The sequence below is a fragment of the Pelomonas sp. Root405 genome (assembly GCF_001425165.1).
In the GTDB taxonomy this organism is placed as follows: Bacteria; Pseudomonadota; Gammaproteobacteria; order Burkholderiales; family Burkholderiaceae_C; genus Pelomonas.
Window position 1 is genome coordinate 278,897 of sequence record NZ_LMDU01000013.1, and the last position, 25,183, is coordinate 304,079.

At 67.0% G+C, this 25,183-nt stretch carries 24 protein-coding genes; 4 read left to right on the forward strand and 20 right to left on the reverse strand.

Features of this window, described 5'->3' with window-relative positions; all coding sequences use genetic code 11:
• The first annotated feature begins 66 nt into the window (after positions 1–66).
• Together ASC81_RS17275 and ASC81_RS17280 are read left to right on the forward strand one after the other, a co-directional pair.
• Positions 67–2,235: a sodium-translocating pyrophosphatase gene (locus ASC81_RS17275; RefSeq protein WP_056269553.1), complete on the forward strand. Its 2,169-nt coding sequence runs from the start codon at positions 67–69 to the stop codon at positions 2,233–2,235.
• 86 nt (positions 2,236–2,321) lie between these two features.
• Entirely contained in the window at positions 2,322–3,164 is an 843-nt protein-coding gene (locus ASC81_RS17280) for a J domain-containing protein (protein WP_156392201.1), read from the forward strand.
• 13 nt (positions 3,165–3,177) lie between these two features.
• Here ASC81_RS17280 and ASC81_RS17285 read toward each other — a convergent pair whose 3' ends face one another.
• From ASC81_RS17285 to ASC81_RS17335, 11 genes are all read right to left on the reverse strand, one after another.
• Complete coding sequence (locus tag ASC81_RS17285; RefSeq protein WP_056269559.1) at positions 3,178–4,236, reverse strand: YeiH family protein; 1,059 nt, start codon at positions 4,234–4,236, stop codon at positions 3,178–3,180.
• Positions 4,236–5,009, reverse strand: a complete 774-nt coding sequence (locus tag ASC81_RS17290) for a ferredoxin--NADP reductase (RefSeq protein ID WP_056269563.1) — start codon at positions 5,007–5,009, stop codon at positions 4,236–4,238. Before ASC81_RS17290 ends, ASC81_RS17285 begins: the two co-directional genes overlap by 1 nt.
• A 5-nt stretch (positions 5,010–5,014) precedes the next feature.
• The gene (locus ASC81_RS17295) at positions 5,015–5,320 is read right to left on the reverse strand and encodes a DUF971 domain-containing protein (protein ID WP_056269567.1); all 306 of its coding nucleotides are present in this window, start codon (positions 5,318–5,320) and stop codon (positions 5,015–5,017) included.
• A gap of 8 nt (positions 5,321–5,328) precedes the next feature.
• Positions 5,329–6,189: an ABC transporter ATP-binding protein gene (locus tag ASC81_RS17300; RefSeq protein ID WP_200946886.1), complete on the reverse strand. Its 861-nt coding sequence runs from the start codon at positions 6,187–6,189 to the stop codon at positions 5,329–5,331.
• Positions 6,190–6,194: 5 nt separating this feature from the next.
• Complete coding sequence (locus ASC81_RS17305; protein WP_082536598.1) at positions 6,195–7,127, reverse strand: ABC transporter permease; 933 nt, start codon at positions 7,125–7,127, stop codon at positions 6,195–6,197.
• 5 nt (positions 7,128–7,132) lie between these two features.
• Positions 7,133–8,536, reverse strand: a complete 1,404-nt coding sequence (locus ASC81_RS17310) for an ABC transporter substrate-binding protein (RefSeq protein ID WP_235533691.1) — start codon at positions 8,534–8,536, stop codon at positions 7,133–7,135.
• A 153-nt stretch (positions 8,537–8,689) separates the two neighbouring features.
• Positions 8,690–9,028 carry a ferredoxin FdxA gene (fdxA, locus tag ASC81_RS17315; protein WP_056269575.1) on the reverse strand — a complete coding sequence of 113 codons (339 nt, stop codon included), beginning with the start codon at positions 9,026–9,028 and terminating at the stop codon, positions 8,690–8,692.
• A complete protein-coding gene (locus ASC81_RS17320) occupies positions 9,025–9,981 on the reverse strand; it encodes a HEAT repeat domain-containing protein (RefSeq protein ID WP_200946889.1) in 957 nt (318 codons plus the stop codon). The genes fdxA and ASC81_RS17320 overlap by 4 nt, the downstream gene beginning before the upstream one ends.
• Before the next feature lie 2 nt (positions 9,982–9,983).
• Positions 9,984–10,217, reverse strand: coding sequence for a ferredoxin family protein (locus ASC81_RS17325; RefSeq protein WP_056269581.1), 234 nt, complete (start codon positions 10,215–10,217; stop codon positions 9,984–9,986).
• A gap of 13 nt (positions 10,218–10,230) precedes the next feature.
• Complete coding sequence (locus tag ASC81_RS17330) at positions 10,231–11,958, reverse strand: fumarate reductase/succinate dehydrogenase flavoprotein subunit (RefSeq protein WP_056269584.1); 1,728 nt, start codon at positions 11,956–11,958, stop codon at positions 10,231–10,233.
• 79 nt (positions 11,959–12,037) lie between these two features.
• The gene (locus ASC81_RS17335; protein WP_082536599.1) at positions 12,038–12,859 is read right to left on the reverse strand and encodes a GntR family transcriptional regulator; all 822 of its coding nucleotides are present in this window, start codon (positions 12,857–12,859) and stop codon (positions 12,038–12,040) included.
• A gap of 333 nt (positions 12,860–13,192) precedes the next feature.
• Between ASC81_RS17335 and ASC81_RS17340 the strand changes: the two genes are divergently transcribed.
• Both ASC81_RS17340 and ASC81_RS17345 read left to right on the forward strand, forming a co-directional pair.
• A complete protein-coding gene (locus ASC81_RS17340; RefSeq protein WP_056269587.1) occupies positions 13,193–13,615 on the forward strand; it encodes a hypothetical protein in 423 nt (140 codons plus the stop codon).
• Between the two features lie 8 nt (positions 13,616–13,623).
• Entirely contained in the window at positions 13,624–14,685 is a 1,062-nt protein-coding gene (locus ASC81_RS17345; RefSeq protein WP_235533692.1) for a PHB depolymerase family esterase, read from the forward strand.
• Here the strand turns inward: ASC81_RS17345 and ASC81_RS17350 are convergent.
• The 9 genes from ASC81_RS17350 to ASC81_RS17390 all read right to left on the reverse strand — a co-directional run bounded on the left by ASC81_RS17350 (position 14,682) and on the right by ASC81_RS17390 (position 25,169).
• Positions 14,682–16,970, reverse strand: coding sequence for a DEAD/DEAH box helicase (locus ASC81_RS17350; RefSeq protein ID WP_056269592.1), 2,289 nt, complete (start codon positions 16,968–16,970; stop codon positions 14,682–14,684). The two genes, ASC81_RS17345 and ASC81_RS17350, sit on opposite strands and share 4 nt — an antisense overlap.
• Before the next feature lie 39 nt (positions 16,971–17,009).
• Positions 17,010–17,651 carry an RpiB/LacA/LacB family sugar-phosphate isomerase gene (locus tag ASC81_RS17355; protein WP_056269595.1) on the reverse strand — a complete coding sequence of 214 codons (642 nt, stop codon included), beginning with the start codon at positions 17,649–17,651 and terminating at the stop codon, positions 17,010–17,012.
• 268 nt (positions 17,652–17,919) lie between these two features.
• On the reverse strand, positions 17,920–18,357 hold the full coding sequence (locus ASC81_RS17360) for a PaaI family thioesterase (RefSeq protein WP_369820863.1): 438 nt from the start codon (positions 18,355–18,357) through the stop codon (positions 17,920–17,922).
• Positions 18,358–18,364: 7 nt separating this feature from the next.
• Entirely contained in the window at positions 18,365–19,156 is a 792-nt protein-coding gene (locus tag ASC81_RS17365; RefSeq protein WP_056269601.1) for an SDR family oxidoreductase, read from the reverse strand.
• Between the two features lie 15 nt (positions 19,157–19,171).
• Entirely contained in the window at positions 19,172–20,977 is a 1,806-nt protein-coding gene (locus ASC81_RS17370; protein ID WP_056269604.1) for an acyl-CoA dehydrogenase, read from the reverse strand.
• A 2-nt stretch (positions 20,978–20,979) separates the two neighbouring features.
• The gene (locus ASC81_RS17375) at positions 20,980–21,399 is read right to left on the reverse strand and encodes a PaaI family thioesterase (RefSeq protein WP_056269606.1); all 420 of its coding nucleotides are present in this window, start codon (positions 21,397–21,399) and stop codon (positions 20,980–20,982) included.
• A gap of 1 nt (position 21,400) precedes the next feature.
• Positions 21,401–21,826 carry a PaaI family thioesterase gene (locus ASC81_RS17380; protein ID WP_056269608.1) on the reverse strand — a complete coding sequence of 142 codons (426 nt, stop codon included), beginning with the start codon at positions 21,824–21,826 and terminating at the stop codon, positions 21,401–21,403.
• Positions 21,826–23,001 carry an acetyl-CoA C-acyltransferase gene (locus ASC81_RS17385; RefSeq protein ID WP_056269611.1) on the reverse strand — a complete coding sequence of 392 codons (1,176 nt, stop codon included), beginning with the start codon at positions 22,999–23,001 and terminating at the stop codon, positions 21,826–21,828. Before ASC81_RS17385 ends, ASC81_RS17380 begins: the two co-directional genes overlap by 1 nt.
• A gap of 74 nt (positions 23,002–23,075) precedes the next feature.
• Positions 23,076–25,169 carry a 3-hydroxyacyl-CoA dehydrogenase NAD-binding domain-containing protein gene (locus ASC81_RS17390; RefSeq protein ID WP_056269616.1) on the reverse strand — a complete coding sequence of 698 codons (2,094 nt, stop codon included), beginning with the start codon at positions 25,167–25,169 and terminating at the stop codon, positions 23,076–23,078.
• Positions 25,170–25,183 lie beyond the last annotated feature (14 nt).

Sequence of the window (25,183 nt, forward strand, 5' to 3'; positions counted from 1 at the left end):
GCCGCGCAAAGCCCGCCAGCAGTCGCGCACGGGCCTCAGCTGACACGCTAAACAGGAGACTCATACATGTCGACGGAAATGGCGCTGTATTTCGCGCTGGCCTGCGGCCTCGCGGCCGTTCTCTATGGCTTCATCCAACGAAGCTGGATCCTGAGCCAAGACGCGGGCAATGCCCGCATGCAGGAGATCGCCGCGGCGATCCAGCAAGGTGCCGCCGCCTACCTCGGCAGGCAGTACCGCACTATCGGCATGGTCGGCGTCGTGCTGGCCATCGCCATTGCGGTGGTGCCGGGACTTGGCATGACGACAGCCATCGGCTTTGTCATTGGCGCGCTGCTTTCGGGCATCTGCGGCTTCATCGGTATGAACATCTCCGTGCGCGCCAATGTGCGCACCGCACAGGCCGCGTCCAAGGGCATCGGCCCGGCGCTGGACGTTGCATTCAAGGGCGGTGCCATCACCGGCATGCTGGTCGTGGGACTTGGCCTGCTGGGCGTCGGCGGCTTCTATCTCGCCATCGGCGGCGGGCACGACAGCACGGCCCTCAAGCCCATGCTCGGCCTAGCCTTCGGCTCGTCGCTGATCTCCATCTTTGCGCGCCTGGGCGGCGGCATCTTCACCAAGGGCGCTGACGTCGGCGCCGACCTGGTGGGCAAGGTCGAGGCCGGGATCCCAGAAGACGATCCGCGCAATCCAGCCGTTATCGCAGACAACGTCGGTGACAACGTCGGCGACTGCGCCGGCATGGCGGCCGACCTGTTCGAAACTTACGCCGTGACGCTGATCGCCGCGATGGCGCTCGGGGCGCTGATGATCACTGGCAGCAGCGCGCTGGCCGGCGTCGTCTACCCGCTGGCACTCGGCGGTGTATCCATCCTCGCGTCCATCGTCGGCTGCTACTTCGTCAAGGCCAGCCCCGGCATGAAGAACGTGATGCCGGCTCTGTACAAGGGCCTGATCGTGGCCGGCGTGCTGAGCCTGATCGCCTTCTTCTTCGTCACGAGAGCCATGTTCCCGGGCACCATCGAGCTGACCGGCGGCGGCACGACCAATGCCATGGCGCTGTTCGGCGCCTGCACTGTCGGCCTGGTGTTGACTGCCGCCATGGTGTGGATCACGGAGTACTACACCGGCACCCAGTACCACCCGGTGCAGCACGTGGCGCAGGCCTCGACCACCGGACATGGCACCAACGTCATCGCTGGCCTGGGCGTGTCGATGAAGTCGACAGCCTGGCCGGTCCTGTTCGTCTGCGCCGCCATCTACGCTGCCTTTGCGCTGGCGGGCCTCTATGGCATCGCCGTCGCGGCGACTTCGATGCTGAGCATGGCCGGCATCGTCGTGGCGCTGGACGCTTACGGGCCGATCACCGACAACGCAGGCGGTATCGCCGAGATGGCCGAGCTGCCCGAGAGCGTGCGCGACGTCACCGACCCGCTGGACGCCGTGGGCAACACCACCAAGGCCGTCACCAAGGGCTATGCCATCGGGTCGGCCGGCCTGGCGGCACTGGTGCTGTTTGCCGACTACACGCATGCGCTGGAAGCGCGCGGCATGCACGAGGTTTTCTCGCTGTCCGACCACAAGGTCATCCTGGGCCTCTTCCTCGGCGGCCTGATCCCCTTCCTGTTCGCTGCGATGGCGATGGAGGCGGTGGGTCGCGCGGCTGGTGCCGTCGTCGTGGAGGTGCGCAAGCAGTTCGCCGACGGCGCCATCATGGCCGGCAAGCGCAAGCCAGACTACAGCGCGGCGGTCGACATGCTGACCACGGCGGCCATCAAGGAAATGATCGTGCCGTCGCTGCTGCCGGTGGTGGCGCCTATCCTGGTCGGGTTGATCCTCGGCCCGGCGGCGCTCGGCGGCCTGCTGATGGGCACCATCGTCACCGGCCTCTTCGTCGGCATCTCGATGTGCACGGGCGGCGGCGCCTGGGACAACGCGAAGAAGCTGATCGAGGAAGGCTTCACCGACAGCAACGGGGTGCTGCACAAGAAGGGCTCGGAGGCGCACAAGGCCGCTGTCACGGGCGACACCGTGGGTGATCCCTACAAGGACACCGCCGGCCCGGCCGTGAACCCGCTGATCAAGATCATCAACATCGTGGCCCTGCTGATCGTGCCGCTGCTGCCCATACCCGCGAGCAGCACGGCGCCCGCGCCCGCACCGACGCAGGCCTCAGTGATGGCGCCGGCTGCCAGCATGGCCGAGATGCCGGCCTCGGCGGCTTCACAGTAGCCCCGGGGAAGTCCCCGGTATGACGGCCCGAGAAATCACACTTCTCGGGCCGTTTGCACATCTGGCCCACGGCAGAATCGCAGCTCATGGCGAGCATGGCGATCACGAGGCACGAACTGACGCGGCGACGCGAGCAACTGCAGGACCTGCAGCGCTATCTAGCCGTGCTGGAGGCCGACCACGACGGTGCTCGCGCCAAACTGCTCGGCTTTCGCCAGCGCTACCTCGAAGCGCTGGGCCCGCTGATGCGCGAGCTCGACGAGCTCGAAGCCCAGTTGCACCAGGCCACAGCCCTGCTGTCCGATGCGCTGCGGCGCCAGGGTGTTGAGGCGCCGCTGCCGGCAACGCCCGCCGCCAAGGCCTGGCCCGACATTGCCGCATTGCCCAGCGCGACACCGCTGCCGCCCGAGCCGGTCGGCCCCACGATGGACCTGCCGCCACCCAGCCTGAAGACGCTGTACCGCCGCGCCGCCATGCGCTTCCACCCCGACCTGGCCCCACACGGCCCCGAGCGCGAGGTCTGCGAGCAGCGCATGATGATCGTCAACGACGCCTATGCGAGTGGCGACCGGCACAAGCTGGAGACCATGCTGCTGGCGGCCGGTGAAGCACCTGAGAAGGTCATCGGCGGCCCCGCCGACGCCGTGCGCGCCTGGCTGGGCCTGTGTGAGCACCTGGTGCAGGGCCGCATCCGCATCGTGCAGGCGCAGACCGCCCTGCTGCATTCACTGCAGATGCATCAATTGCGCATCGCGATTGAGCGCGCCGAGGCCGGGGGCATGCGCCCGCTGGACATCATGGCCGCGCGGTTGCGCGCCCAGATCGCGGAGCGCCGCCAGGAGCTCTACATCGGCGAACGTGTCGGCGGTGACGCCAGCTTGGCGGCCGACTTTCTTCGCAAGCGCTATCAGCGTGTGACAGGCCGTTGAACGCTGCGCCCGCTCAGTGCGGGCCGCCGTCCAGCAACCAGGCTGCGCCAAGCGCAACGCTGGCCAGCCATGCACTCGTGGCCAGCATCAGCAGCACCAGCCGCCAGCCGGCGCTGGCCAGGTGGGGGAAGGATGTCTTCATGCCCAGCCCCGCCACGCCCAGCATCAGGCAGGCGCGGGAGGTGGTGTTCAGTGGCTCGTGCAGCCCCTGAAGCCAGCCCAGCGAGTTGATCGCGGCCAGCGCGATGAATAGCCACAGGAAGCCCGGCATCAGTCCGCCCAGCCGCCTCACCACGGGGAGCCGCTGCGCGGCGGGCTCGCGGGCCGGCGGGCCGAACGCCATGGACACCCCCAGCACGACCACGATCAGCAGGCTGACTCGCAGCAGCTTGACCAACGAGGCCGCATCGCCGGCAGCGGGCGAAACCGAATAGCCGGCCACCACCACCTGCGCCACGTCGTGGATGCTGCCTCCAAGAAACAGGCCTGCGGCGCCGGGCGACAGGCCCAGCTGCAGCGCGATCAGCGGGTAGGCCACCATGGCCGCCGTCGACAGCAAAGTGGCCATCACGGCAACGATGACGGCGTGGCGTTCGTTGGGCGTGTCGCCGTCACGCGCCTGCGGCAGCACGGCACCGATGGCCAGTGCCGCCGACGCGCCGCAGATGGCCGTGGCGCCGCCCGCCAGCACGCCCACGGCCCAGGGCAGGCGCAAGGCCTTGGCGCCCCACCAGCCGCACAGCAGCGTGCTGGCCACCATGCCCAGCACGATGAGCACGGTCGGCCAACCCAGCGCCGCCACTTGCTCCCAGGCGATGCGCGCACCCAGCAGGCCCACGCCCAGGCGCAGCACGGTGCGGCTGCAGAAGTCCACGCCGGCCGCCGTGCGGTCTTGCGGGTTGTGGCTGTGCAGCGCCGCGCCGAACAGAAGCGCGTACAACATGGGCGGGCCCTGGTGCAGCGCCGCCACGAAGGACGCAGCCAGCGCGATCAGCACGCAGGTGGCCCAGCCCGGCCAGACGCGGCGAAAGGCCTGGCCCGGGGCGTCCAGGAGGGCTGTGCGGGCCAACATCACTTTTCTACAAAGGCGCGCTCGATGACGAAGTGGCCGGGGTGGCTCATATTGCCCTCGGTCATGCCCATGACGTCGAACAGCGCGCGGGTGTCGCGCAGCATCTCCGGGCTGCCGCACAGCATGAAGCGGTCGTTCTCGATGCACAGCGGCGGCAGGCCGAGATCCTGGGCCAGTTTGCCGCTCTGCATCAGCGTTGGGATGCGGCCCTGGTTGCGGAAGGGCTCGCGGGTGACGGTGGGGTAGTAGAGGAGCTTCTCGCGCACCTGGTCGCCGAAGTATTCGTTGTCGGGCAGCTCGCGCGTGATGACGTCTTCATAAGCCAGCTCCGCCACCTGCCGGCAGCCGTGCACGAGGATGACCTTCTCGTACTGCTCGTAGACCTCGGGGTCGCGCACCATGGCCATGAAGGGTGCCAGGCCCGTGCCGGTGGACAGCAGGTAGAGGTGGCGGCCGGGCAGCAGGTTCTGCGTCAGCAGCGTTCCGGAGGCCTTGCGGCCGATCTGGATCTTGTCGCCGGCCTGGATGTGCTGCAGCCGCGACGTCAGCGGGCCGTCGGGCACCTTGATGCTGAGGAACTCCAGCGTTTCCTCCCAGTGCGGGCTGACGACGCTGTAGGCGCGCAACAGCGGCTTGCCGTCGACGATCAGCCCGAGCATCGTGAACTGGCCGCTCTGGAAGCGAAAGGCCGGGTCGCGGGTGCAGGTGAAGGAGAACTGCCGGTCAGTCCAGTGGCGGACGTCCAGCACCTCGGCATCGAAGAGAACGCTCATGGTGCTCAAGCCTCCAGGGCGAGTTGGTGGAGATAGGGCCAGGGATAGATGCCGCGGTCGTGGCCATCGCTGAAGAGCAGCTGCACGCCGGTCTCGCCGACGGGCTCGATGCCGGTCAGCGCGGTGTCGGTGGGCGCAGCCAGCGGATGGCCATCGCGGCGGCGCTTCTCGCAGGCCGAGCATTTGCAGGCCGAGCGCAGTTGCGGCGCCGTGAAGTAGGCCTCACGGCCGTCGGCCCAGCCCAGTTCGAGCATGCCGCTGGCCTGATGCCACACCAGCTGGGTGGGCACCGTGTCGGTGTAGAGGGGCATGGCGGTTCCTAGACGAGGTGGCCGACGCCTTGCGGGCCGACCTCGGTGCTCAGGCCCACGAGGCCGCCCTCGCTCAGCTCGCCGCCCATGGCGGCGATGCTCTCCTCGCGGATCAGTCCCTTGATCTGCTTGACCATGGCGGCGAACTCGGGCTCGGACGTCATCGCTGCAGTGCGCGGCCGGGGCAGCGGCACGTCCAGCTCGGCCTTGATGCGGCCGGGCCGCGCCGTCATCACGTAAATGCGATCGGACAGGAACACCGCTTCCTCGATGTCGTGCGTGATGAACAGCACCGAGATGCGCAGGCGCTGCCACATGTTGGTCAGGATCTCCTGCATCACCACGCGGGTCTGCGAGTCCAGCGCACCGAAGGGCTCGTCCATCAGCAGCACTTGCGGGCTGGTGGCCAGCGCCCGCACGATGCCCACGCGCTGCTTCATGCCGCCGGAGAGCTGGTCAGGGTAGTGGTTCTCGAACGCGAGCAGCCCGGCCAGACCCAGCAGCGTGCGCGCCTGCGCCTGCCGCTCGTTGGCGGTGGCGCCCTTCATGCGCAGACCGAACTCGACGTTCGCGCGCACCGTCATCCACGGAAACAGCGAGTACTGCTGAAACACCACGCCGCGGTCGGAGCCCGGGCCGGTGATGCGCTGGCCGTCCAGCAGCACCTGGCCGCCGGTGGGCTTGAGAAAGCCGGCCACCGCGTTCAGCAGCGTCGACTTGCCGCAGCCGGACGGGCCGATCAACGACACGAACTCGCCGGGGCGCACGTGGACGTTGGCGGAGCGAACGGCCTCGAAGTCCTGGCCCTTGCTCTGGAAGCGGATGTGCAGGTCGCGCACGTCGACGCGGCCATGGGATGCGACGCTCATGTCCATCAGGGTGCTCCGGTTGAGTGGGCCTGCCAGGGCATGGCGAGCTTCGCCAGCAAGCGGATCGCGCCGCTGCACAGCAGGCCCAGCACGCCGATGGTGATCATGCCGAGCGCGATCTCGGCGTAGCTGATCAGCGAGTAGGCCTCCCAGGTGAAGTAGCCGATGCCGAACTGGCCCGAGATCATCTCGGCGGCGATCAGCGACACCCACGCCACGCCCATGCCCACCGCCAGGCCCGTGAAGATGTGCGGCAGCGCGCCGGGCACCACGACATGGCGCAGCAGGCTGGTCTCGCCGGCCCCCAGCGTGCGGGCCGCACGCAGCAGCACGGGGTCGATGGCCTCCACGCCGTGCACGGTATTGAGCAGGATGGGAAAGAAGGCACCCAGGAAGGTGATGAAGACGATGCTCACCTCGTTGTCGGGCCACAGCATGATGGACATGGGGACCCAGGCGATGGCTGGGATGGGGCGCAGCACCTCCAGCGCCGGCATGGTCAATGCGCGCGCCAGCCGATAGCGCCCGATCACCACGCCCAGGCCCACGCCAAGCACCGTGGCCACCAGGAAGCCCAGCAGGATGCGCCGCACGCTGATACCGATGTTGGTGACGAACTTCGGGCTGGCGTTGACCTCCACCACCTTCTCCAGCACCTCCGCCGGCGTCGGGATGTTGTTGAAGCGGACGTAGGCGTCGAGCTTGTAGTGCGTGGCCAGTTGCCAGAACAGCAACATGCTGGCGATGGAGATGGCACCCATCAGCGCCGTGGCGCCGCGGCCCTGCCAGAAGCGCTGCCACAGACTGGGCATAGCGGCGGCCGGCGGCGGCAGGGGCAACGGCGTCACGCCCTGGCCGACATGGGCCGGCAGCGTCGGCTTGGGAGGCGCCGCTGCAGCCAGCGGCGCATAGGTGTCGAGGTGGGGCAGCGCGCTCATGGCCGTCACTTCGCGCTGGCGGTGCTGGCGACGACGGTGGCGGTGGCCTGGCCCAGGGCCTCCGCGAACGTGGCGAGCTTGCCGTTGCCCTTGGCGGCGTAGGCCTCGGCGTCCTTCTTGAGCAAGAAGGGCACAGCCAGCGGCGCCTTGGGGTTGCTGGCGTCGACCGCGTAGAAGGCCTTGTCGGCGACCACCTTGATGCCCAGCTCCTTGTCATACAGATAGGCCACGCTGACTTTCTTGCCGGCCGCCTCGTAGAACTTCACGCCGGCCAGCAGGCAGGCGGGCGAACTGAGCACGACGATCTCGCCGCTCGACAGCCAAATTTCGCCGGCGTCCTTGGGCCGCGTGACGGGCGTCTTGCAGATCGGGTCGTTGCCGGCGATGTCGTAGTTGGCCAGGGTCTGCTTCTGCGCCTCATAGTCCTGGCCGCGCTGCTTGAAGGCCTCGCGCACATAGGTCTCATTGACCCAGGCGGCGATGTCGAACTCCTTGACCCGGCCCAGCTTGGACAGCACGCCATGGGCGATCTTGATGGTCTCGACCCAACGCGGCTTGATGCTCGGATCCAGCGTGTGGATGCCGCCCGGGCCCAGGTAGAGGTAGGCCACCTCCTTCTCGATCTTGGTCCATTCCTCGATCTTGGTGGCCGCGAGCTTGGGGTCCTTGCGCACCCAGTCGTTGGCCTCCATCAGCGCCTTGATGTAGGCCACCACCGCCTCGGGGTACTTGTCGGCGAAGGCCTTGCGCACGACGACGCCGTGGAAGGTCGGCACCTTGGTTTGCGCGCCGTCGAAGATCTTGCGGGCGAAGCCGCGGTGCGGCAACAGGTCGGCAAACGGCACGAAGTCCCCATGCGCGTCGATCTTCTTTTCCTGCAGGTTGGTCGTGCCCACCTCGGGGCTCTGGCTGACCAGGTTCCAGTAGTCGGCCGGCCAGCCACGCTCCTGCATGGCCTGCAGCATCATCCCGTGAGCGGCCGAGCCGAAGGGCACCGAGACAACCTTGCCCTTCAGGTCGGCCAGCTCGTAGTAGGGGCTGTCCTTGTGCACCACCACGCCATTGCCCGAGCCGAAGGCGTTATAAGCGATGACGGCGATCAGCTGCGTCTCGTTGCCCTTGTTCTGCTGGCCGGTCGCGCCGTTCACCAGCAGCGGGTAGTCGCCCATCATGCCGATCTGCAGCTTGCCGGCGATCATGCCGTTGGTGACGGGCGGGCCGGAGGTGAAGTTCTGCCAGTCGAGCTTCCACTCGATGTTGGCGTACTTGCCCGTCTTGGGCAGGTGCTTCTCGAGCAGCTTCATCTCCTTGAGCACCACGCCGCCGGTGACGGTGTTGGTGGTGGTGTTCTGCGTGCCGATGCCGATGATCACCACCTCCTTGGCGGCCTGTGCCTGCAGAAGGGTCATGCCGAGCACAAGGCCGGTGAGGCACCGCAGAAGGGCGGCGGGAACATGCGAGAGCGTGGGGTTTCTCATCTCAATCTCCTGGGCAGTCGATTCACGTTCAAGAAGCCGTTGCGCAAGATCAGTGCCTGGCGCGGTGGCTCCACCTGGGATGTCTCAAACCTGTTCGGCGCTTTCGGTCAGCAGCGCACGCTTGTTCGTCTGGCTGGCCCAGTGCTCGGCATCGGGCAGAGGATCCTGGGCGGCTGTGATGAGCGGCCATTGCGCGGCCAGCCGGCGGTTCAACTCGACGTATTCGCGCTGATCGGCGGGCAAGTCCTTCTCGTCGAAGATGGCCTCGACCGGGCACTCGGGTACGCAGACGCCACAGTCGATGCACACCTCGGGGTCAATGACGAGAAAGTCTGGGCCTTCGTGGAAGCACTCCACCGGGCAGGCGGCGACGCAGTCGGTGTACTTGCAGCGGATGCAAGCCTCGGTGACGACGAAGGTCATGCCGCACCCCCATTCATCTGAATGGTGGTCAGCGCGAGCTTCGAGAGCTTGCGCACGTCCGGATCGGGGTCGCGCAGCGTGCGCTCCAGCGGCGTGATGGCGCGCGGGTCACCGATCTCGCCCAGCGCGATGACGGCCTCCTTGCGCAGGTTGCTGACCGGGTGGATCAGCGCCTCCACCAGCGCCATCACGCCATCGCGCGCCTTGAGCTTGCCCAGGCTGCGGGCGGCCTTCACGCGCACCTGCCAGAACTCGTCGTCCATGGCGCGTACGAGGTTGGGCACGCCGAGGATGGAGCCCGTCTTGGCGAAGGTCGTCGCGGCCTCCTCGCGCACCTGCCACACCGGGTCGGCCAGTGCGCGGCTGAGCGCAGGGTGCACGCTGACATCGGCATCGTTGGCGAAGCTCAGCGCGCCGACGGCGACGCGGCGCACCTCGGCGTCGCCGTCATGCGCAGCCACTTCGGTGAGTGCGGAGATGGCCTGGGGCTTCTTCAGATAGCCCAGCACGCTGACGGCCGCGCGGCGCACCCTGGCCTCGGCATGCGCGAGCGCCGCCAGGGCCGGGTCGAAGGCGGCGTCCACGCGCAAGGCCTTCACGGCCTGCAGCGCGGCGGCCTGCACTTCCGGATCGGCATCGCCAAGGTAGGGCAGCAAGGCTATGGCCGAGGCTGGGTCCTTCAGCTCCGCCAGCGTGTAGGCGACGGCCGCGCGCACGCCGGCGTCCTCGTCCTTCAGCAGCGGCGCAATGGCGGCGAGCACCTCGGGCTCCTCGAAGCCTTCCAGCGCCTTGGCGGCTTCGAGCCGCACGGTGGCGTCGGCGTCCGACAGCGCGGCTATCAGCAGCGGCGCGATGTCATCTTCCTCGTCGGTGTAGGGCAGGTCGATGACGGCGATGCGGCGCACGCCCGCGTCCTCGTGGCGCAGGCGGTCATGGATGGATGTAGCCAGCATGTTCACCTCACCAGGTAGGGGATATCGACGCGCACCGCGCCGGTGGGGCAGTCCTTCTCGCAGGGCATGCAGTACCAGCATTCATCGAACTTCATGAACGCCTTGTTCTTGGTCAGGTCGATGGCCAGCACGTCGAGTGGGCAGACGTCGACGCAGACGGTGCAGCCCTTGTCGGCGATGCATTTGTCCTCGTCGATGACGACGGGCGCCTGGGTGCGGGTGATGGCAATGGTCATGGCAATCTCCTCGTTAGGCTGCTACGGGCGTGGCGACGCGCAGGCGCTGGTAGGCGGACTTCTCTTCCTCATTCAGCTCCACGACGTAGGGCTCCACCTCGCGCTTGCGGAACACGGCGTTGCCGTTGGCATCGCTGGTCACATTGGTGTGGCAGAACCAGTCGGCGTCGTTCTTCTCGGGGTGGTCCACGCGCAGGTGGTACAGACCCCAGCGGCTCTCGGTGCGGTACAGCGAGGCGCGTGCCGCCAACTCGGCGCAGTCGCGGATGGTGTGGGCCTCCATCGCCCGCATCAGCTCGTGCGGGTCGGCCGCGCCCATGTGCTGCAGGTCCTCGCGGATCTCGTCGAAGCGCTGCAGGCCGATCTCCATCTTGCGGGTGACCTTGGGCGGCTGCAGGTAGTCGTTGACGATGCGGCGCGTCTTGTATTCGACCTGGAAGGGCGTGAGACCTTCGGTGCGGCCCAGCGGCGCGTAGACGCGGGCCTTCTCCTTCTCGATCTGGCCCGCGTCGACGTTGGACTGCCCAGTTCCGCTGACGTAGTCCGCCGCGTTCTCACCGCAGAACTTGCCGTAGACGAAGGCGCCCAGCATGTAGTTGTGCGGGATGCTGGCGCAGTCACCGGCCGCGTACAGGCCGGGAATGGAGCATTCGCCACGTTCGTTGGTCCAGATGCCCGAGGCGCTGTGGCCGCTGCAGAAGCCGATCTCCGAGATGTGCATCTCGATCATCTGCTTGCGGTAGTCGGTGCCTCGGCCTTCGTGGAAGCGGCCGCGGCTGGGGCGTTCGTTGGTGTGCAGGATGTGCTCGATCTCGCTGATAGTTTCCTCAGCGAGGTGGTCGAGCTTCAGGAACACCGGGCCCTTGCCGCCTTCGAGTTCGTTGAAGAACTCCATCATCATCTGGCCGCTCCAGTAGTCGCACTCGATGAAGCGCTGGCCGGCGTTGTTGGACGTGTAGCCGCCGAACGGGCCGGTCACGTAGGCGCAGGCGGGGCCGTTGTAGTCCTTGATCAGCGGGTTGATCTGGAAGCACTCGAGGTTGGTCAGCTCGGCGCCTGCGTGATAAGCCATCACGTGCCCTTCACCGCAGTTGGTCGGGTTCTCGTAGGTGCCGAACAGATAGCCACTGGCGGGCAGGCCCAGGCGCCCGGCAGCGCCCGTGCAGATGACGACTGCCTTGGCCTTGATGACATGGAAGTCCGCCGTGCGGCAATCGAAGCCCATGACGCCGGCAATCTCGCCGTCCGGCCCCGTCAGTAGCCGTGTCGCCACGACGCGGTTGGTGATCTCCACGCGCGCCCGCTTGAGCTGCCGGTAGAGCACCCGCTTCATGTGGTGCCCCTCGGGCATGGGCAGCACATAACTGCCCAAGTGGTGGACCTTGCGCACCGAGTAGTCACCGGTCTCGTCCTTCTCGAACTTGATGCCCCAGCGGTCCAGCTCCTCGATCATCGGGAAGCTGTTGGCCGCGTAGGCGTAGACACCCTTCTGGTCAACGATGCCGTCGTTGGCGACGGTGATCTCCTTGGTGTATTGCTCCGGCGTCGCGTGACCAGGGATGACGGCGTTGTTCAGACCGTCCATGCCCATGCTGATGGCGCCGCTGCGCTTGACGTTGGCCTTGTCCAGCACCAATACGCGCAGCTTGGGGTTCTTCTCCTTGGCCTTCACCGCAGCCATCGGGCCGCCGGTGCCGCCGCCAACGATGACGATGTCGTACTCGGTTTCGATCGTGTTCATTGAAATTCCCTCAGTCTCGGGTTCGGGTTGAGCGGGGTGAACGAAGCTGTCCGCATGTCGATATGCGCTGAGCGCGGGCTCATGTGGCGCGCTCCGCCAGCGGCACACGGTCGACGCGGACCTTGTACTGAAAGGCGTCGCCGCGGTAATAGAGGTGCTCGTAGTCGATGGGCGCGCCGTCGGCCGTGTGGGTGGTGCGCTCGATGAACAACACCGGCGAGCCGGCCTCCACCTTGAGCTGCGCGGCCTGCATCTCGTCGGCCAGCGTGGAGCCGATCTGCAACTCGGCGTGGCCGAGGGCCAGGCCGTAGTCGTTCTCGAGGATGACGAAGATGTCACGCGCGGCGAGGTCTTCCTTGGCCAGGCGCTGGCCGATGGACAAAGGCACCCAGGTCACGTCCAGCGAGATCGGCTCGCGGTTCAGGAAGCGCAGGCGCTGCAGCTCCGTGACCTTGGCGCGTTTGGGCAGCTGCAGCTTTTCGGCGACCTGGGGCGAGGGCGTCACCGTCTTGATGGACAGCACGCGGGCGAAGGTCTCGTAGCCCATCTGCCGCATCGCCTCGCCGAAGCCCTGCAGCCGGCCCAGGTTCTGGAAGGCCTTGGGCTTGGAGACGAAGCTGCCCTTGCCGTGGATGCGAAAGATCAGACCTTCGTTCTGCAGGTCGTTGAGCGCCTGCCGCACGGTGATGCGGCTGACGTCGAACGCAGCCATCATCTCGCTCTCCGACGGCATCTGCTGATGCGGCTGGTAGCTGCCATCGAGGATGCGTGCGCGCAAGATTTCCTTGATCTGCGCGTACAGCGGCTGTGGTGAGGAGAGCTTGATCCGGTGCACGCTGTCCGCCTCGGGGGCGGTGACCAGCGTCAGGGATTTGCTAGCTGCAAGAGCGCCTTTGCTCATGGCCGTCCAACTCGTTATGACGAGTCATGACGAGCACGAGCCGTGCCAGGAATTTCGGCTGCGTTCTGCACGCCGGTGGTGCCCGTTTTAGGCCGAAAGCGCGATAGCCAATTTCGGCGTCTGACGCCAGGACAGAACGCCCAGATTGGCCGCCTTCGGACCAGTGCCGGCACGGCCCAAGGCATCATCAACGCAGACGCACCGAAGCGGTTCTCTGCCCCGTTCTAGAGCGATCAAGCGCGCTTTCGCGGTGCCGTAGTCGCCGTAGTTGCCGTCACCAGACGCTTACAAAGTATTCCTAGTAGATTCCAAGTGGATGGTTAATCATGCACCATGCCTTCCACCCCACTGCTGTCGCCCAAAGCCACGAAACCGGTTGATGAAAAACTGACCATCAACATCGGCTGCGTCGACCTGGGCCAGATCGACCTCCTCGTGCAGGAGGGCTTCTATGCCAACCGCAGCGATCTGATCCGCACGGCGATCCGCAACCAGATCGCCACGCACGCCGAGGTGGTCAAGCAGGTAGTCACGCGCAAGAGCATCGTGCTGGGCATCCAGCAGTTCAGCGCGGCCGACTTGGCGCAGGTCCGCGCGGCTGGCCAGAAGCTGCAGATCCGCGTCCTCGGGCTGGCCGTCATCGCCCCCGACGTCACGCCAGAGCTGGCGCTGGAGACCATCGAGTCGCTGACGGTGCTCGGCGCTCTGCATGCAAGCCCCGCCGTGAAGACAGCCCTCGTTGGGCGGCTCCTCTAACCCAGACCATGAAAGTTCCCATGCACCCGCAGTTCGGACAGTTGATGAAAGACGCCACGGCGCACACGCGCGCCGGTGATCTCGATGCCGCGATGGCAGCAATCCGCCAGGCGCTGAAGGGCTCGCCCGGTGTCGCTCCGGCCACGCCGCAGAACGCCGACCTCGTCATCGACATCGATGCACGCCTGATCGGCAGCGAGCCCGCAGCCGGCCCGGCGCCCTGCCGGGCTGCAGATTTACCGGCCCGCTTCGTCTCCGGCCACTTCGCGCATCGGGCCGGCGCGCGCGACTACCGCCTCTTCACGCCGTCGGCGCGAGCCGAACCGCCGCGCGCCCTGATCGTCATGCTGCACGGCTGCACGCAGAACCCCGACGACTTCGCCAGGGGCACGCGCATGAACGCACTGGCAGAAGTGCACAACGTCGTGGTGCTCTACCCCGCCCAGTCGCGCCAGATGAACGCCCAGGGGTGCTGGAACTGGTTCAAGCACAACCACCAGCGCCGCGACAAGGGCGAGCCAGCCATCCTGGCGGACATGGCCAGGCAGATCGTCCACAGCCATGGTGTCGACACGGCAAAGGTCTACGTCGCCGGCCTGTCAGCGGGCGGCGCGATGGCGGCCATCCTGGCGACGGCCTACCCGGACGTCTTCGCCGCCGCCGGCGTGCACTCGGGCCTGCCCGCCGGCGCAGCGCGCGACCTGCCGGGCGCGCTGGCGGCAATGCAGGGCAAGGGCCAGGGCGGTTGGGCACCCAGCCCCGCGCCCGGTACGCGCGTGATCATCTTCCACGGCGATGCCGACGCCACCGTGCACCCCGGCAATGCCGACCACGTGGCCAACGCCCACCGCACCGGCGCCACCGCCCGGCAAGAGACACGGCTGGAGTGCGGCGGGCGCACTTGCACGCGGCGCATCCACCAGGACGGCAATGGCCGGATCGTGACCGAGCAGTGGGTCATCCACGGCGCCGGCCATGCATGGTCGGGCGGTGATGCAACGGGCTCTTACGCCGATGCCAAAGGGCCGGACGCGAGTACAGAAATGCTGCGCTTCTTCCTGGAGACTTAACCTTCGTCGGCCGACTCTGCAGCCTCCAGCGGTGCCAGCAGCAAGTTCAGCTCCATCGCACTGAACTTGGTCAAGCCGCCGCCGTCGTCCCGCCCCAGCAGACCATCGGCCAACGCCTTCTTGCTGGCCTGCAACTCCAGCATGCGCTCCTCGATGCTGCCCTCGGCAACCAGCTGATAGACGAAGACCGGCTGATCCTGGCCGATGCGATGGGCACGCGCGCTCGCCTGGCTTTGCACGGCCGGGTTCCACCACGGATCGACGTGGATGACAGTGTCGGCCGCGGTCAGGTTCAGGCCCACGCCGCCGGCCTTGAGACTGGCCAGCAGGATGGGCACCTCGCGGGCCTGGAAGCGGCTCACTACATCACCGCGCTGTGCCGCCGCCGTTTCGCCGGTCAGGCGCAGGTGGGGCAGGCATAAACGGTCCAACTCAGCGGCAATCAGGTCGAGCATGCCGGTGAACTGCGAGAACACCAGCAGCCGGCGGCGGCCCTGGGCAACGAAGTGGGGCACATGCTCGCGCAGCCATTCCAGCTTGGCGCGACCGACGCCGGGAGGAATGTCCACGCCCTTGAGCAGCAAGGGGTCGCAGCAGACCTGGCGCAGCTTGAGCATCGCATCCAGCACGCTGATGAGGCTGGTCGCGCTGAAGCCGTCGCGCGCCAGGATTCGCCGCACCAGGTGGTCAGCCGCGACGCGCACGCTCTCGTAAAGCTGCTTCTGTGCGCCGACCAGCGTCACGCGTTTGACCAACTCGGTCAGCGGCGGCAACTCGGTCGCCACTTCAGTCTTCATGCGGCGCAGGATGAAAGGCCGCACTCGGGCGGCCAGCAGACGGGCGCGGGCGCCATCGCGGTTCACCTCGATGGGCTTGCGCCAGTGGCGCGCGAAGGTGCGCGAGTCGCCGAGAAAGCCGGGCATCAACAGGTCGAATAGCGACCACAGTTCGCCGAGGTGGTTTTCCAGAGGCGTGCCGGTCAGCGCGAGACGGTGGCGGCTGTCCAGCCGCCGCAGCGCGCGGCCTGCGCGGGCCCGGGCGTTCTTGACCGCCTGGGCTTCGTCGAGGATCAGCAGATGCCAAGGCTGCGCCGCCAGCACGCGCAAGTCGCGCCAGACGAGGTTATATGTGCTGAGCAAGAGGTCGGCGCCCGCCAGGTCGACGGTCGCACGGTCGGCGCCGTGCCAGGTCTTGACCGCCAGCCCCGGCGCGATGCGCGCAGCCTCCTGCTGCCAGTTGAAGAGCAGCGACGTCGGCACGATAACCAGGGCCGGGCGGTCCAGGCGGCCGGCTTGCTTCTCCATCCAGATGTGGGCCAGCGCCTGGGCCGTCTTGCCCAGCCCCATGTCATCGGCCAGGATGCCGGCGAGGCCCTGCTGGCGCAGGTATTGCAGCCAGGCCAGGCCGTGCAATTGGTAGGGACGCAGCTGCAGGCCAAGGCCGGGCGGCTGTTCATGCGATGTGGGCGCGCCGGACGCTAGCAGGCGCCGGCCCAGTGCCTTGAGACCTGCGTCACCGTGAATCTGCCAGCGGCCGCGCGATTCTTCCTCGATGCAGCGGATGCGGTCCGCATCCCATTCATTGAGCTTCAGCGGCTCGCCCTTTTCCAGCTGCACCGGCTTCAGCAGATCCAGCAAGGCCAGCATGATGGCCTTGAGCGGCGCCGCCTGTGCGTGATAGCGCCGCCCGCCGGGCGCGCGCAGCGAGACGATGGCGTCGTCCTCGATGGCCGCGATGGCCACGGCGTCCAGCCAGCGCTTGTCGCGGCGAAGCAGGTTGGCGATCAGCGGCGCGAGGTCGATGCGCTCGCCGTCGACCTCCATGCCGAGGCTGACCAGCCATGCACCCTTGCGGCGCTCAAGGCCGATGCCTTCGACGCGGCGACTTGGCTGGGGCGCGTCCTCGGCTTCGCTGAGCCCGAGCTGCCAGCCGTTGACCGCACGGCTGTGATGGGCAAAGCCGGGCGCGGTCGTGACCTGCCAGCCCATGGCCAGCAGTTCGGGCACCTTGTCGACGTGGAAGTCGCCGAAGAACTCTTCCTGGACGAGGGTCCACAGCGACGCACCCAGCTGCAGCGGCTCACCGCGCCACTGCAGCAGGCGGGGGTCGAGAGCAACAAGTCCGCGCGTCAGCAGCGCCTGCTCGGCCGCCGCATCCCGCCAGGCCAGTATCGCGACCGTCACCTGTTCGCCGCGCGGCCCCAACGGGCCACGCGGGCGAAGGCCGAGCAGGCCGTCACCGCGCGTCAGCGTGCGCAGCGTGAGGTGGGGCGGTGAAACAGGCATCGCGACAGTCTCGCAGTGTGCGAGACCGTCGCAGCGGGGTCAGGAGGCCAAAACAGCCTTGATGTGGCCGGCGATGGCGTCGTCCTGGCAGTTCGTGAAGAACAGTTCCTGGAACTTCTCGCCCGACACGGCGGCTTTCAGCAGCTCCTGGTCCACGCCCTTCAGCGTCGTCAGCATGTCCTTGCAGGAAGCGGCCTTCAGGTCCTTCAGCACGCCGCGGTTCTTGGCCATGATGGCGGCGCGCTCTTTGGGGTAGCCGGCGCCGCGCTCGTTCTCGAACAGCTTGCGGTAGCAGTCCTGCAGGTTCAGCTCGGCGGCCCAGCCGAAGCCTTTGGCGTAGGGCATGGACAGGCAGTTGCCGTCGTTGATCTGGCCGAACAGGAATGCGTCTGTCGGGTCGATGACCAGGCCGCAGAACACGCCGGGCATGCTGTTGCAGGCCAGCATGGAACCCATGCCGGTGCCGCAGCCGGTGACGACGAAGTCGGCGGCCTTGGAGTTCAGCAGGATGCCGGCCAGCAGGCCGTTCATGACATAGGTCAGCGACGCCTTGTCTTCCGGCGCGTACATGCCGTAGTGGTGGACCTGGTGGCCCAGCGGCTCGACGACGGTCTTGAGCGCGCTGTGGACAATCTCGGACTTGGCGGCCTGGCTGTTCTCGATGATGAGGGCGATCTTCATGACGGTGCTTTCGGTAGCGGAATGAGGGCTGAGGCGGGCTAAGGACCGCCTCGGTGCATGGGCCGCTGCGGCTCAGGCCAGAGGGGCCTTGAGCGCGGGCCGTCATGCCAGGCGTCGTCCTGAAAGGGGCGGAACTGCATGGTCCCGCTGAGCGACCTGGCCAACCGCGCACCTGGGTGAAGGTGCTGGCGCAGTCGCAATTGTGCCCGCTATTGGAACGACGTTTCAGAAAACCTCGCTCAATCCCGAGCGCAAAGTGAGGACTCCGTCAATCGCCTTCGCCACCCAGTGGCTTCAGCTGCCGGCCTGCCGGCAGCGCGCGCAGGTATTTGAAGGTGCCCGTGGCATGGGCGCAGAGCTTGTCGTCGGCACCGAAGACCGAGCCCTCGCAGAAGGCCATCGTCGTCGAGCGGTGCAGCAGCCTGCCCACCGCCCGCAATTCGCCCTCGCCCGGGCGCATGAAACTGGTCTTCATCTCCACGGTGACGACGCCGGGCCCGAGATCAGGCAGGTGCCCGTTCACGCTGCGCGCCGCATGCGCCATGGCCACGTCAAGCAGCGTCATCACCACGCCGCCATGCGCCACACGCCATGAGTTCAGGTGCTGCTCGCTGATCGTCAGCCGCAGCTCGGCCTCACCGTCGCCGACGGAATGCAGCGCGAAGCCGAGTTGCTGGACAAAAGGGATGTGGATCGGGAACTCCATCCGCCCATCATCCGCCATGGATGGCGCTGACGCCGCCGTCTACCGCCAGGATCTGGCCGGTGATGTGCTTGCCGGCGCGCGACGCGAACAGCAGCGCTGCACCCTTCAGGTCGTCGTCATCGCCGATGCGGTTCAGCGGCGCGTGCGAAGCCATCTTCTCCTCGCCGACGGCGGCGAGCAGCCCCTTGGTCATCTTGCTGGGGAAGAAGCCCGGTGCCAGTGCGTTGACCGTGATGCCGTACTGGCCCCATTCGCCGGCCAGCGCGCGCGTGAAGTTCACGGCCGCGCCCTTGCTGGTGTTGTAGGCGATGGTTTTCATGACGGCCGAGTTGCCGCCCAGGCCGGCGATGGAGGCGACATTGATGATGCGGCCCGACTTGCGCGGGATCATGCTGGCCTTGGCCACCGCCTGGGCGAAGACGAAGAGGCTGCGGATGTTCAGGTCCATGACCTTGTCCCAAGCCTCGATCGGGTGCTCCTCGGCGGGCGCGCCCCAGCTGGCACCGGCGTTGTTGACGAGGATGTCGATCTGGCCCAGGCGCTCCATGGTCTCGGCGACGACGCGCTGCGCCTCCTCGGGCTTGGACGCATCGGCCGCCACCCAGCGCGTGTCGATGCCGCGCGCCTGCAGGTGGGCCGCGGCCTCCTCCAGGTCGGCCGCCTTGCGCGAGGTCAGCATGATCTTGGCGCCGGCTTCACCGAGCGCCTCGGCGATCTGCAGTCCCAGGCCGCGTGAGCCGCCGGTGACGAGGGCCACCTGGCCGCTCAGGTCGAAGAGGTCTTGAACTTTGGTGCTCATGGTGTCTCCAGCTTCTCAAAAATATTCGGGTTTCATTTCGCGGCACAGCGGCTCGCGGCGGGCGACGACGTCGAGCCAGGCGCCAATCTTGGGCAGCTCGTAGGCAAAGAAATAGCGAGCGGCAGCTCGCTTGCCCTGGGCGAAGTCGCTGTCACTGGCCACCGCCAGCGCAACGTCCAGCCAGAGCCAGGCCAGCACCGTGTGGCCGAAGGCCTGCATATAGGGCGTCGCGTTGGCTAGCGCCTCCTCGGGCTCGCCGGTGCTCCAGGCCTTCTTGGTTGCGCCGCCTACCTGGGCCAACGCGGCGGCCAGCTGGTTGGCCTGGGGAGCCCAGTCGGTTTGCATCGCGCGCTCGATGGTCTGCTGTACACGTGCGGCCAATGCGGCCAGCGACGCCCCGCCCTGCTGCACGACCTTGCGGCCCAGCAGGTCCAGCGCCTGGATGCCGTGAGTGCCCTCGTGGATCATGTTCAGTCGCTGGTCACGCCACAGCTGCTCTACCGGGAAGTCGCGCGTGTAGCCATAGCCGCCCAGCACCTGGATGGCCAGGGAGTTGGACTCCAGGCACCACTCGCTCGGCCAGCTCTTGGCGATGGGGATCAGCACGTCGAGCAGCGCCTGCGCCTCCGCCTTGTGAGACGCATCGAGGCCCGTGTTCAGCTCGTCAACGAGGCGCGCGCAGTACAGCTCCAGTGCCAGTCCGCCTTCGACATAGCTCTTCTGCGCCAGCAGCATGCGGCGCACGTCGGCATGTTCGATGATGGGCCGCTGCGGGCTGGCCGCGTCCTTGCCGGCTGCAGTCATGGCGCGCCCCTGGGGCCGCTGCTTGGCGTACTCCAGGCTTGCTTCATAGCCCGCATAGCCCAGCATGACGGCGCCCAGGCCGACGCCAATGCGCATCTCGTTCATCATGAAGAACATGCAGCGCAGGCCTTCGTGAGGCTTGCCGACGAGGTAGCCGACGGCGCCGGCCTTGCCTTCCGGCTGGAATCGGCCCTCGCCGAAGTTCAACAGACAGTTGGTCGTGCCGCGGTGGCCGAGCTTGTGGTTCAGGCCGGCCAGCGCGATGTCATTGCGCTCGCCGGTCAGCTGACCGTCCGCACCGACCATCTGCTTGGGCACGATGAACAGCGAGATGCCCTTGGTACCCGGGATCAGCTTGCCGTCCGGCCCGGGGATCTTGGCCAGCACCAGGTGCACGATGTTCTCGCGAAGCTCGTGCTCACCGCCGGAGATCCACATCTTGTTGCCGCGCAGCCGGTAGCGCGGGCCAAGCGGGTCATCCGCGTTCTCGAGTTCGGCGCGCGTGACCACGTCGGACAGCGACGAGCCCGCCTGCGGCTCGGACAGGCACATGGTGCCGAACCACTGGCCGGCCAGCAGCGTCTTGGCGAAGACCTCGCGCTGGCGCTCGCTGCCGTGTTCCATCAACAGGTTGGCGTTGCAGGTCGTCAGCACAGCGTACGAACCGACGGCCACGTTGGCCTTGCTGAGGAAGGCGTGCGCCGCCGTCTCGACGAGGCAGGGCAGCTGCATGCCACCGACGTCGTAGTCCTTGGCCGCCGCCAACAGGCCCGAGGCCACGTGGGCGTTGACCGCATCCAGCGTCGCCGCCGGCAGGTGTACTCGCTCGCCATCGAAGCGCGGCTCCTCGGTGTCCAGCAGCCGGTAGATGGGCGCGAACTTCTCGCGCGCGATGCGCTCGCTGGTGTCCAGCACCGCGTTGAAGGTCTCGCGCGAATGGTCGGCGAAGCGCTCGCGCGCCGTCAGGTCGCCGGCGTGAAGCCAGTCGTAGAGCAGGAACTCCAGGGTCTCGCGCATGTCTAGGCTTTGGTGATGGCCATGGTGCCGCTGGCCTTGGCCACGAGCCTGCGCTCGCCGCTCGTCGCCACCGCGTACACCTCAGCCTCGGTGAAAGAGACTTGTCGGCCGGGTTTGATGATCCAGGCCTCGCATTCCAGCCGCTCGCCGCTCGCGCCGCGCAGCAGGCTGGTCTTGAACTCGGCCGTCAGCACCCAGTGGCCGTCGGGGGCCATCGTCTGCGCCGCCGCGCCCATCGAATGGTCGGCCAGCGCGGCGATGACGCCGGCATGCACGACGCCGGTGTGCTGGCAGTGGCGCTTTGCAACGATCAGTTGGGTGGACACGCGCCCGGGCTCAACCGCCGTCGGCTCCACGCCGAGGTCGACCATGAAGGGCGCCGAGCGGAAGAAGCCGCGCAGCGTGTCGAGGTCGACCTGCATGTCAGTCCTGGGCGAGGCGGACGATGGTGCCCTGGGCGAGCGCGCAGAGCTTCTCCACGCCGTCCTTCACCGCGAAGACATCGCAGCGGCACACCGCCTGTGTCTTGCTGACGGCATCGGCGCTGGCGCGGGCGATCAGACGCTCGCCCACGGCCGGGCGCACATAGTTGATCTTGAATTCCGAGGTCACGACCGGTACCTGCATCGCCGTGCCGCCGGCAAAGGTCAGCGCGTTGTCAGCCAGGTAGCTGACGACGCCGCCATGTGCAAAGCCGTTCTGCTGCAGGTGCTCGGGTTTGAGCGCCAGTTGCAGGTCGACCTTGGCCGGCGACAAGGCCGCCAGTTCCGCGCCCAGCAGCACGCTGAACGGCTGCTTGGCGAGGACCTCGCGACCCATCGCAAGGAACACCTCGGGCGAAACACTCATCAGAGCACTTCGAAGACACCCGCCGCGCCCATGCCGCCGCCGATGCACATCGTCACGCAGACGCGCTTGGCGCCGCGGCGCTTGCCTTCGATGAGGGCGTGGCCCGTCAGGCGCTGGCCCGACACGCCGTAAGGGTGGCCGACGGCGATGGCGCCGCCGTTGACGTTGAGCCGATCCATCGGGATGCCCAGCGTGTCGGCGCAATACAGCACCTGCACCGCGAAGGCTTCGTTCAGTTCCCAGAGGTCGATGTCGGCGACCGTCAGGCCCAACTTCTTCAGCACCTTGGGCACCGCGAACACGGGGCCGATACCCATTTCGTCGGGCTCGCAGCCCGCCACCGCGAAGCCGAGGAAGCGGCCGATTGGCTTCAGGTTGTGCGTAGACGCGTACTGCTCGCTGACCAGCGCGCAGGCACCGGCGCCATCGCTGAACTGGCTGGCATTGCCGGCAGTCACCAGGCCGCCAGGGATGGCCGAGCGAAGGTCCTTGATGCCTTCGTAGGTGGTGCCCTCGCGCAGGCCTTCATCCGCGCTGACGGTCACTTCCTTGCTCATCATGCCCATGACCTTGTCGGCCACGCCCATGGTGGTCGTCACCGAGATCATCTCGTCGTTGAACTTGCCGGCGGCCTGTGCGGCGCAGGCTTTCTGCTGGCTGCCGGCGCCGTAATGGTCCATGCGCTCGCGCGAGATGTTGTAGCGCTTGGCCACGTTCTCAGCTGTCTGCAACATGTTCCAGTAGATCTCGGGCTTGATCTTCAAGAGCGCCGGGTCGGCCAGCATGTGCTTGTTCATTTCCTGCTGCACGCAGGAGATGCTTTCCACGCCACCGGCGACGTAGACGTCGCCCTCGCCAGCAATGATGCGCTGCGCAGCCATCGCGATGGTCTGCAGGCCGCTGGAGCAGAAGCGGTTGATAGTGACGCCGCTCACCGTGACCGGCAGGCCGGCCTTCAGCGCGATCTGGCGCGCGATGTTGGCGCCGGTGGCGCCTTCGGGGTTGGCGCAGCCCATCAGCACGTCTTCGATGGCGCCGCCATCGATACCGGCGCGCTCGACGGCCGCCGCAACGGCATGGCCGCCCAGCGTCGCGCCATGAGTCATATTGAAAGCGCCCTTCCAGCTCTTGGTGAGCGGGGTGCGGGCGGTGGAGACGATCAGTGCGTTGCTCATGTTTTTTCCAAGTCAGTTGATGCCAGAGCTACTCGCTTCGCTCGGTCGGTCTGGCACGCAAGTCATCAGATTGATCAGGTGAAGCTCTTGCCTTCGGCGACCAGGCGTGCAAGCAAGGGTGCTGGCGTCCAGAACGCGCCGTCGTCCATTGGGTTCTTGGCAAAGCGTTTCATCGCCTGCACGACGTTGAAGAGGCCGACCGTGTCGGCGTAGCACATCGGGCCACCGCGGAAGATCGGGAAGCCGTAGCCGGTGAGATAGACCATGTCCACGTCGGACGCGCGCTGGGCGATGCCTTCTTCCAGCAGGTGGGCGGCCTCGTTGACGAGTGCGAACACCAGGCGGTGCACGATCTCCTCGTCGCTGATGTCGCGCTTCTTGGCGCCAATGGCCTCGCGGTGCTTGGCCAGCATTTCGTCGACGACCGGCGACGGGATCGCGTCGCGCTTGCCGGCCTGGTAGTCGTACCAGCCGGCGCCGGTCTTCTGGCCGAAGCGGCCCAGCTCGCACAGGCGGTCGGCGCTGGCCGAGTACTTCATGTTGGCGCGCTCGACGGCGCGGCGTTTGCGGATTGCCCAGCCGATGTCGTTGCCTGCCAGGTCGCCCATGCGGAAGGGACCCATCGCGAAGCCGAACTTCTCGACGGCCTTGTCGACCTGCTGCGGCGAGCAGCCCTCGTCCAGCAGGAAGCCTGCCTGGCGGCTGTACTGCTCGATCATGCGGTTGCCGATGAAGCCGTCGCAGACGCCCGACACGACGGCCGTCTTCTTGATCTTCTTGCCAATGGCCATGACCGTGGCCAGCACGTCCTTGGCGGTTTCCTTGCCGCGCACGACTTCCAGCAGCTTCATCACATTGGCCGGGCTGAAGAAGTGCATGCCCACCACGTCCTGCGGGCGCTTGGTGAACGACGCGATCTTGTCGACATCCAGCGTCGATGTGTTGGAAGCCAGAATGGCGCCGGGCTTGGCGACTTCGTCCAGCTGCTTGAAGACGGCTTCCTTGACGCCGATCTCCTCGAACACCGCCTCGATGATGAGGTCGCAGTCTTTCAGGTCGGCGTAGCTCAGCGTCGTCGACAGCAGCGCCATGCGTTGCGCGTACTTGTCTTCCTTGAGCTTGCCCTTCTTGACCTGGGACTCGTAGTTCTTCTTGATCGTCGCGACGCCGCGGTCGAGCGCTTCCTGCTTGGTCTCCAGGATGGTGACCGGGATGCCCGCGTTCAGGAAGTTCATCGAGATGCCGCCGCCCATCGTGCCGGCGCCAATGACGCCCACTTTGGCAATGGTGCGCAGCGGCGTGTCCTCGGGCACGTCGCTGATCTTGCTGGCCACGCGCTCGGCGAAGAACAGGTGGCGCAGGGCCTTCGATTCGGGCGTCATCATCAGCGCCGCGAAGCCTTCGCGCTCGGCCCGCATGCCGTCATCGAACTTCATGTTGACCGCACCAGCCACCGCCTCCAGGCAGCGCAGCGGCGCCGGGAAGTTCTTGCTCATGCCTCCCACCATGTTGCGTGCGAACTGGAAGTAAGCATCGGCATTCGGGTGGCGCGCCTTCAGTTCACGCACCTTGGGCAGCGGCCGCTTCTCGGAGATTTCCTCAGCAAACTTGACCGCTGCATCCACCACGTCGGCATCGACGATCTTGTCGAACAGCTTCTGGCCCGGGACCATCGCCAGCATCTGCGCCTCGACCGGCTCGCCGCTGACGATCATGTTCAGCGCGGGCTCCACACCCAGCGCGCGCGGCAGGCGCTGCGTACCGCCGGCGCCGGGCAGCAAGCCCAACTTCACTTCGGGTAGCGCGACCTTGGTGCCGGTCTGTGCGACGCGGTAATGGCAGCCCAGCGACAACTCCAGGCCGCCACCCATGCAGACGCTGTGGATGGCGGCAACGACCGGCTTGCTGCAGTTCTCGACGACAGCGATCAGGCTTAGCAGGTTGGGCTCGGCCAGCGCTTTGGGCGAGCCGAACTCCTTGATGTCGGCACCGCCGGAGAAAGCCTTGCCGGCGCCGGTGATGACGACCGACGTGACGGCCGGATCGGCCTCCGCGCGTTCCACGCCGGCTGCGCAGGCAGAGCGGGTGGCAAAACCCAGGCCGTTGACCGGCGGGTTGTCGAGCGTGATCACGGCAACGCTGCCGCGAACTTCGTAATGGGCTGTCATGGGCACGACCTCGG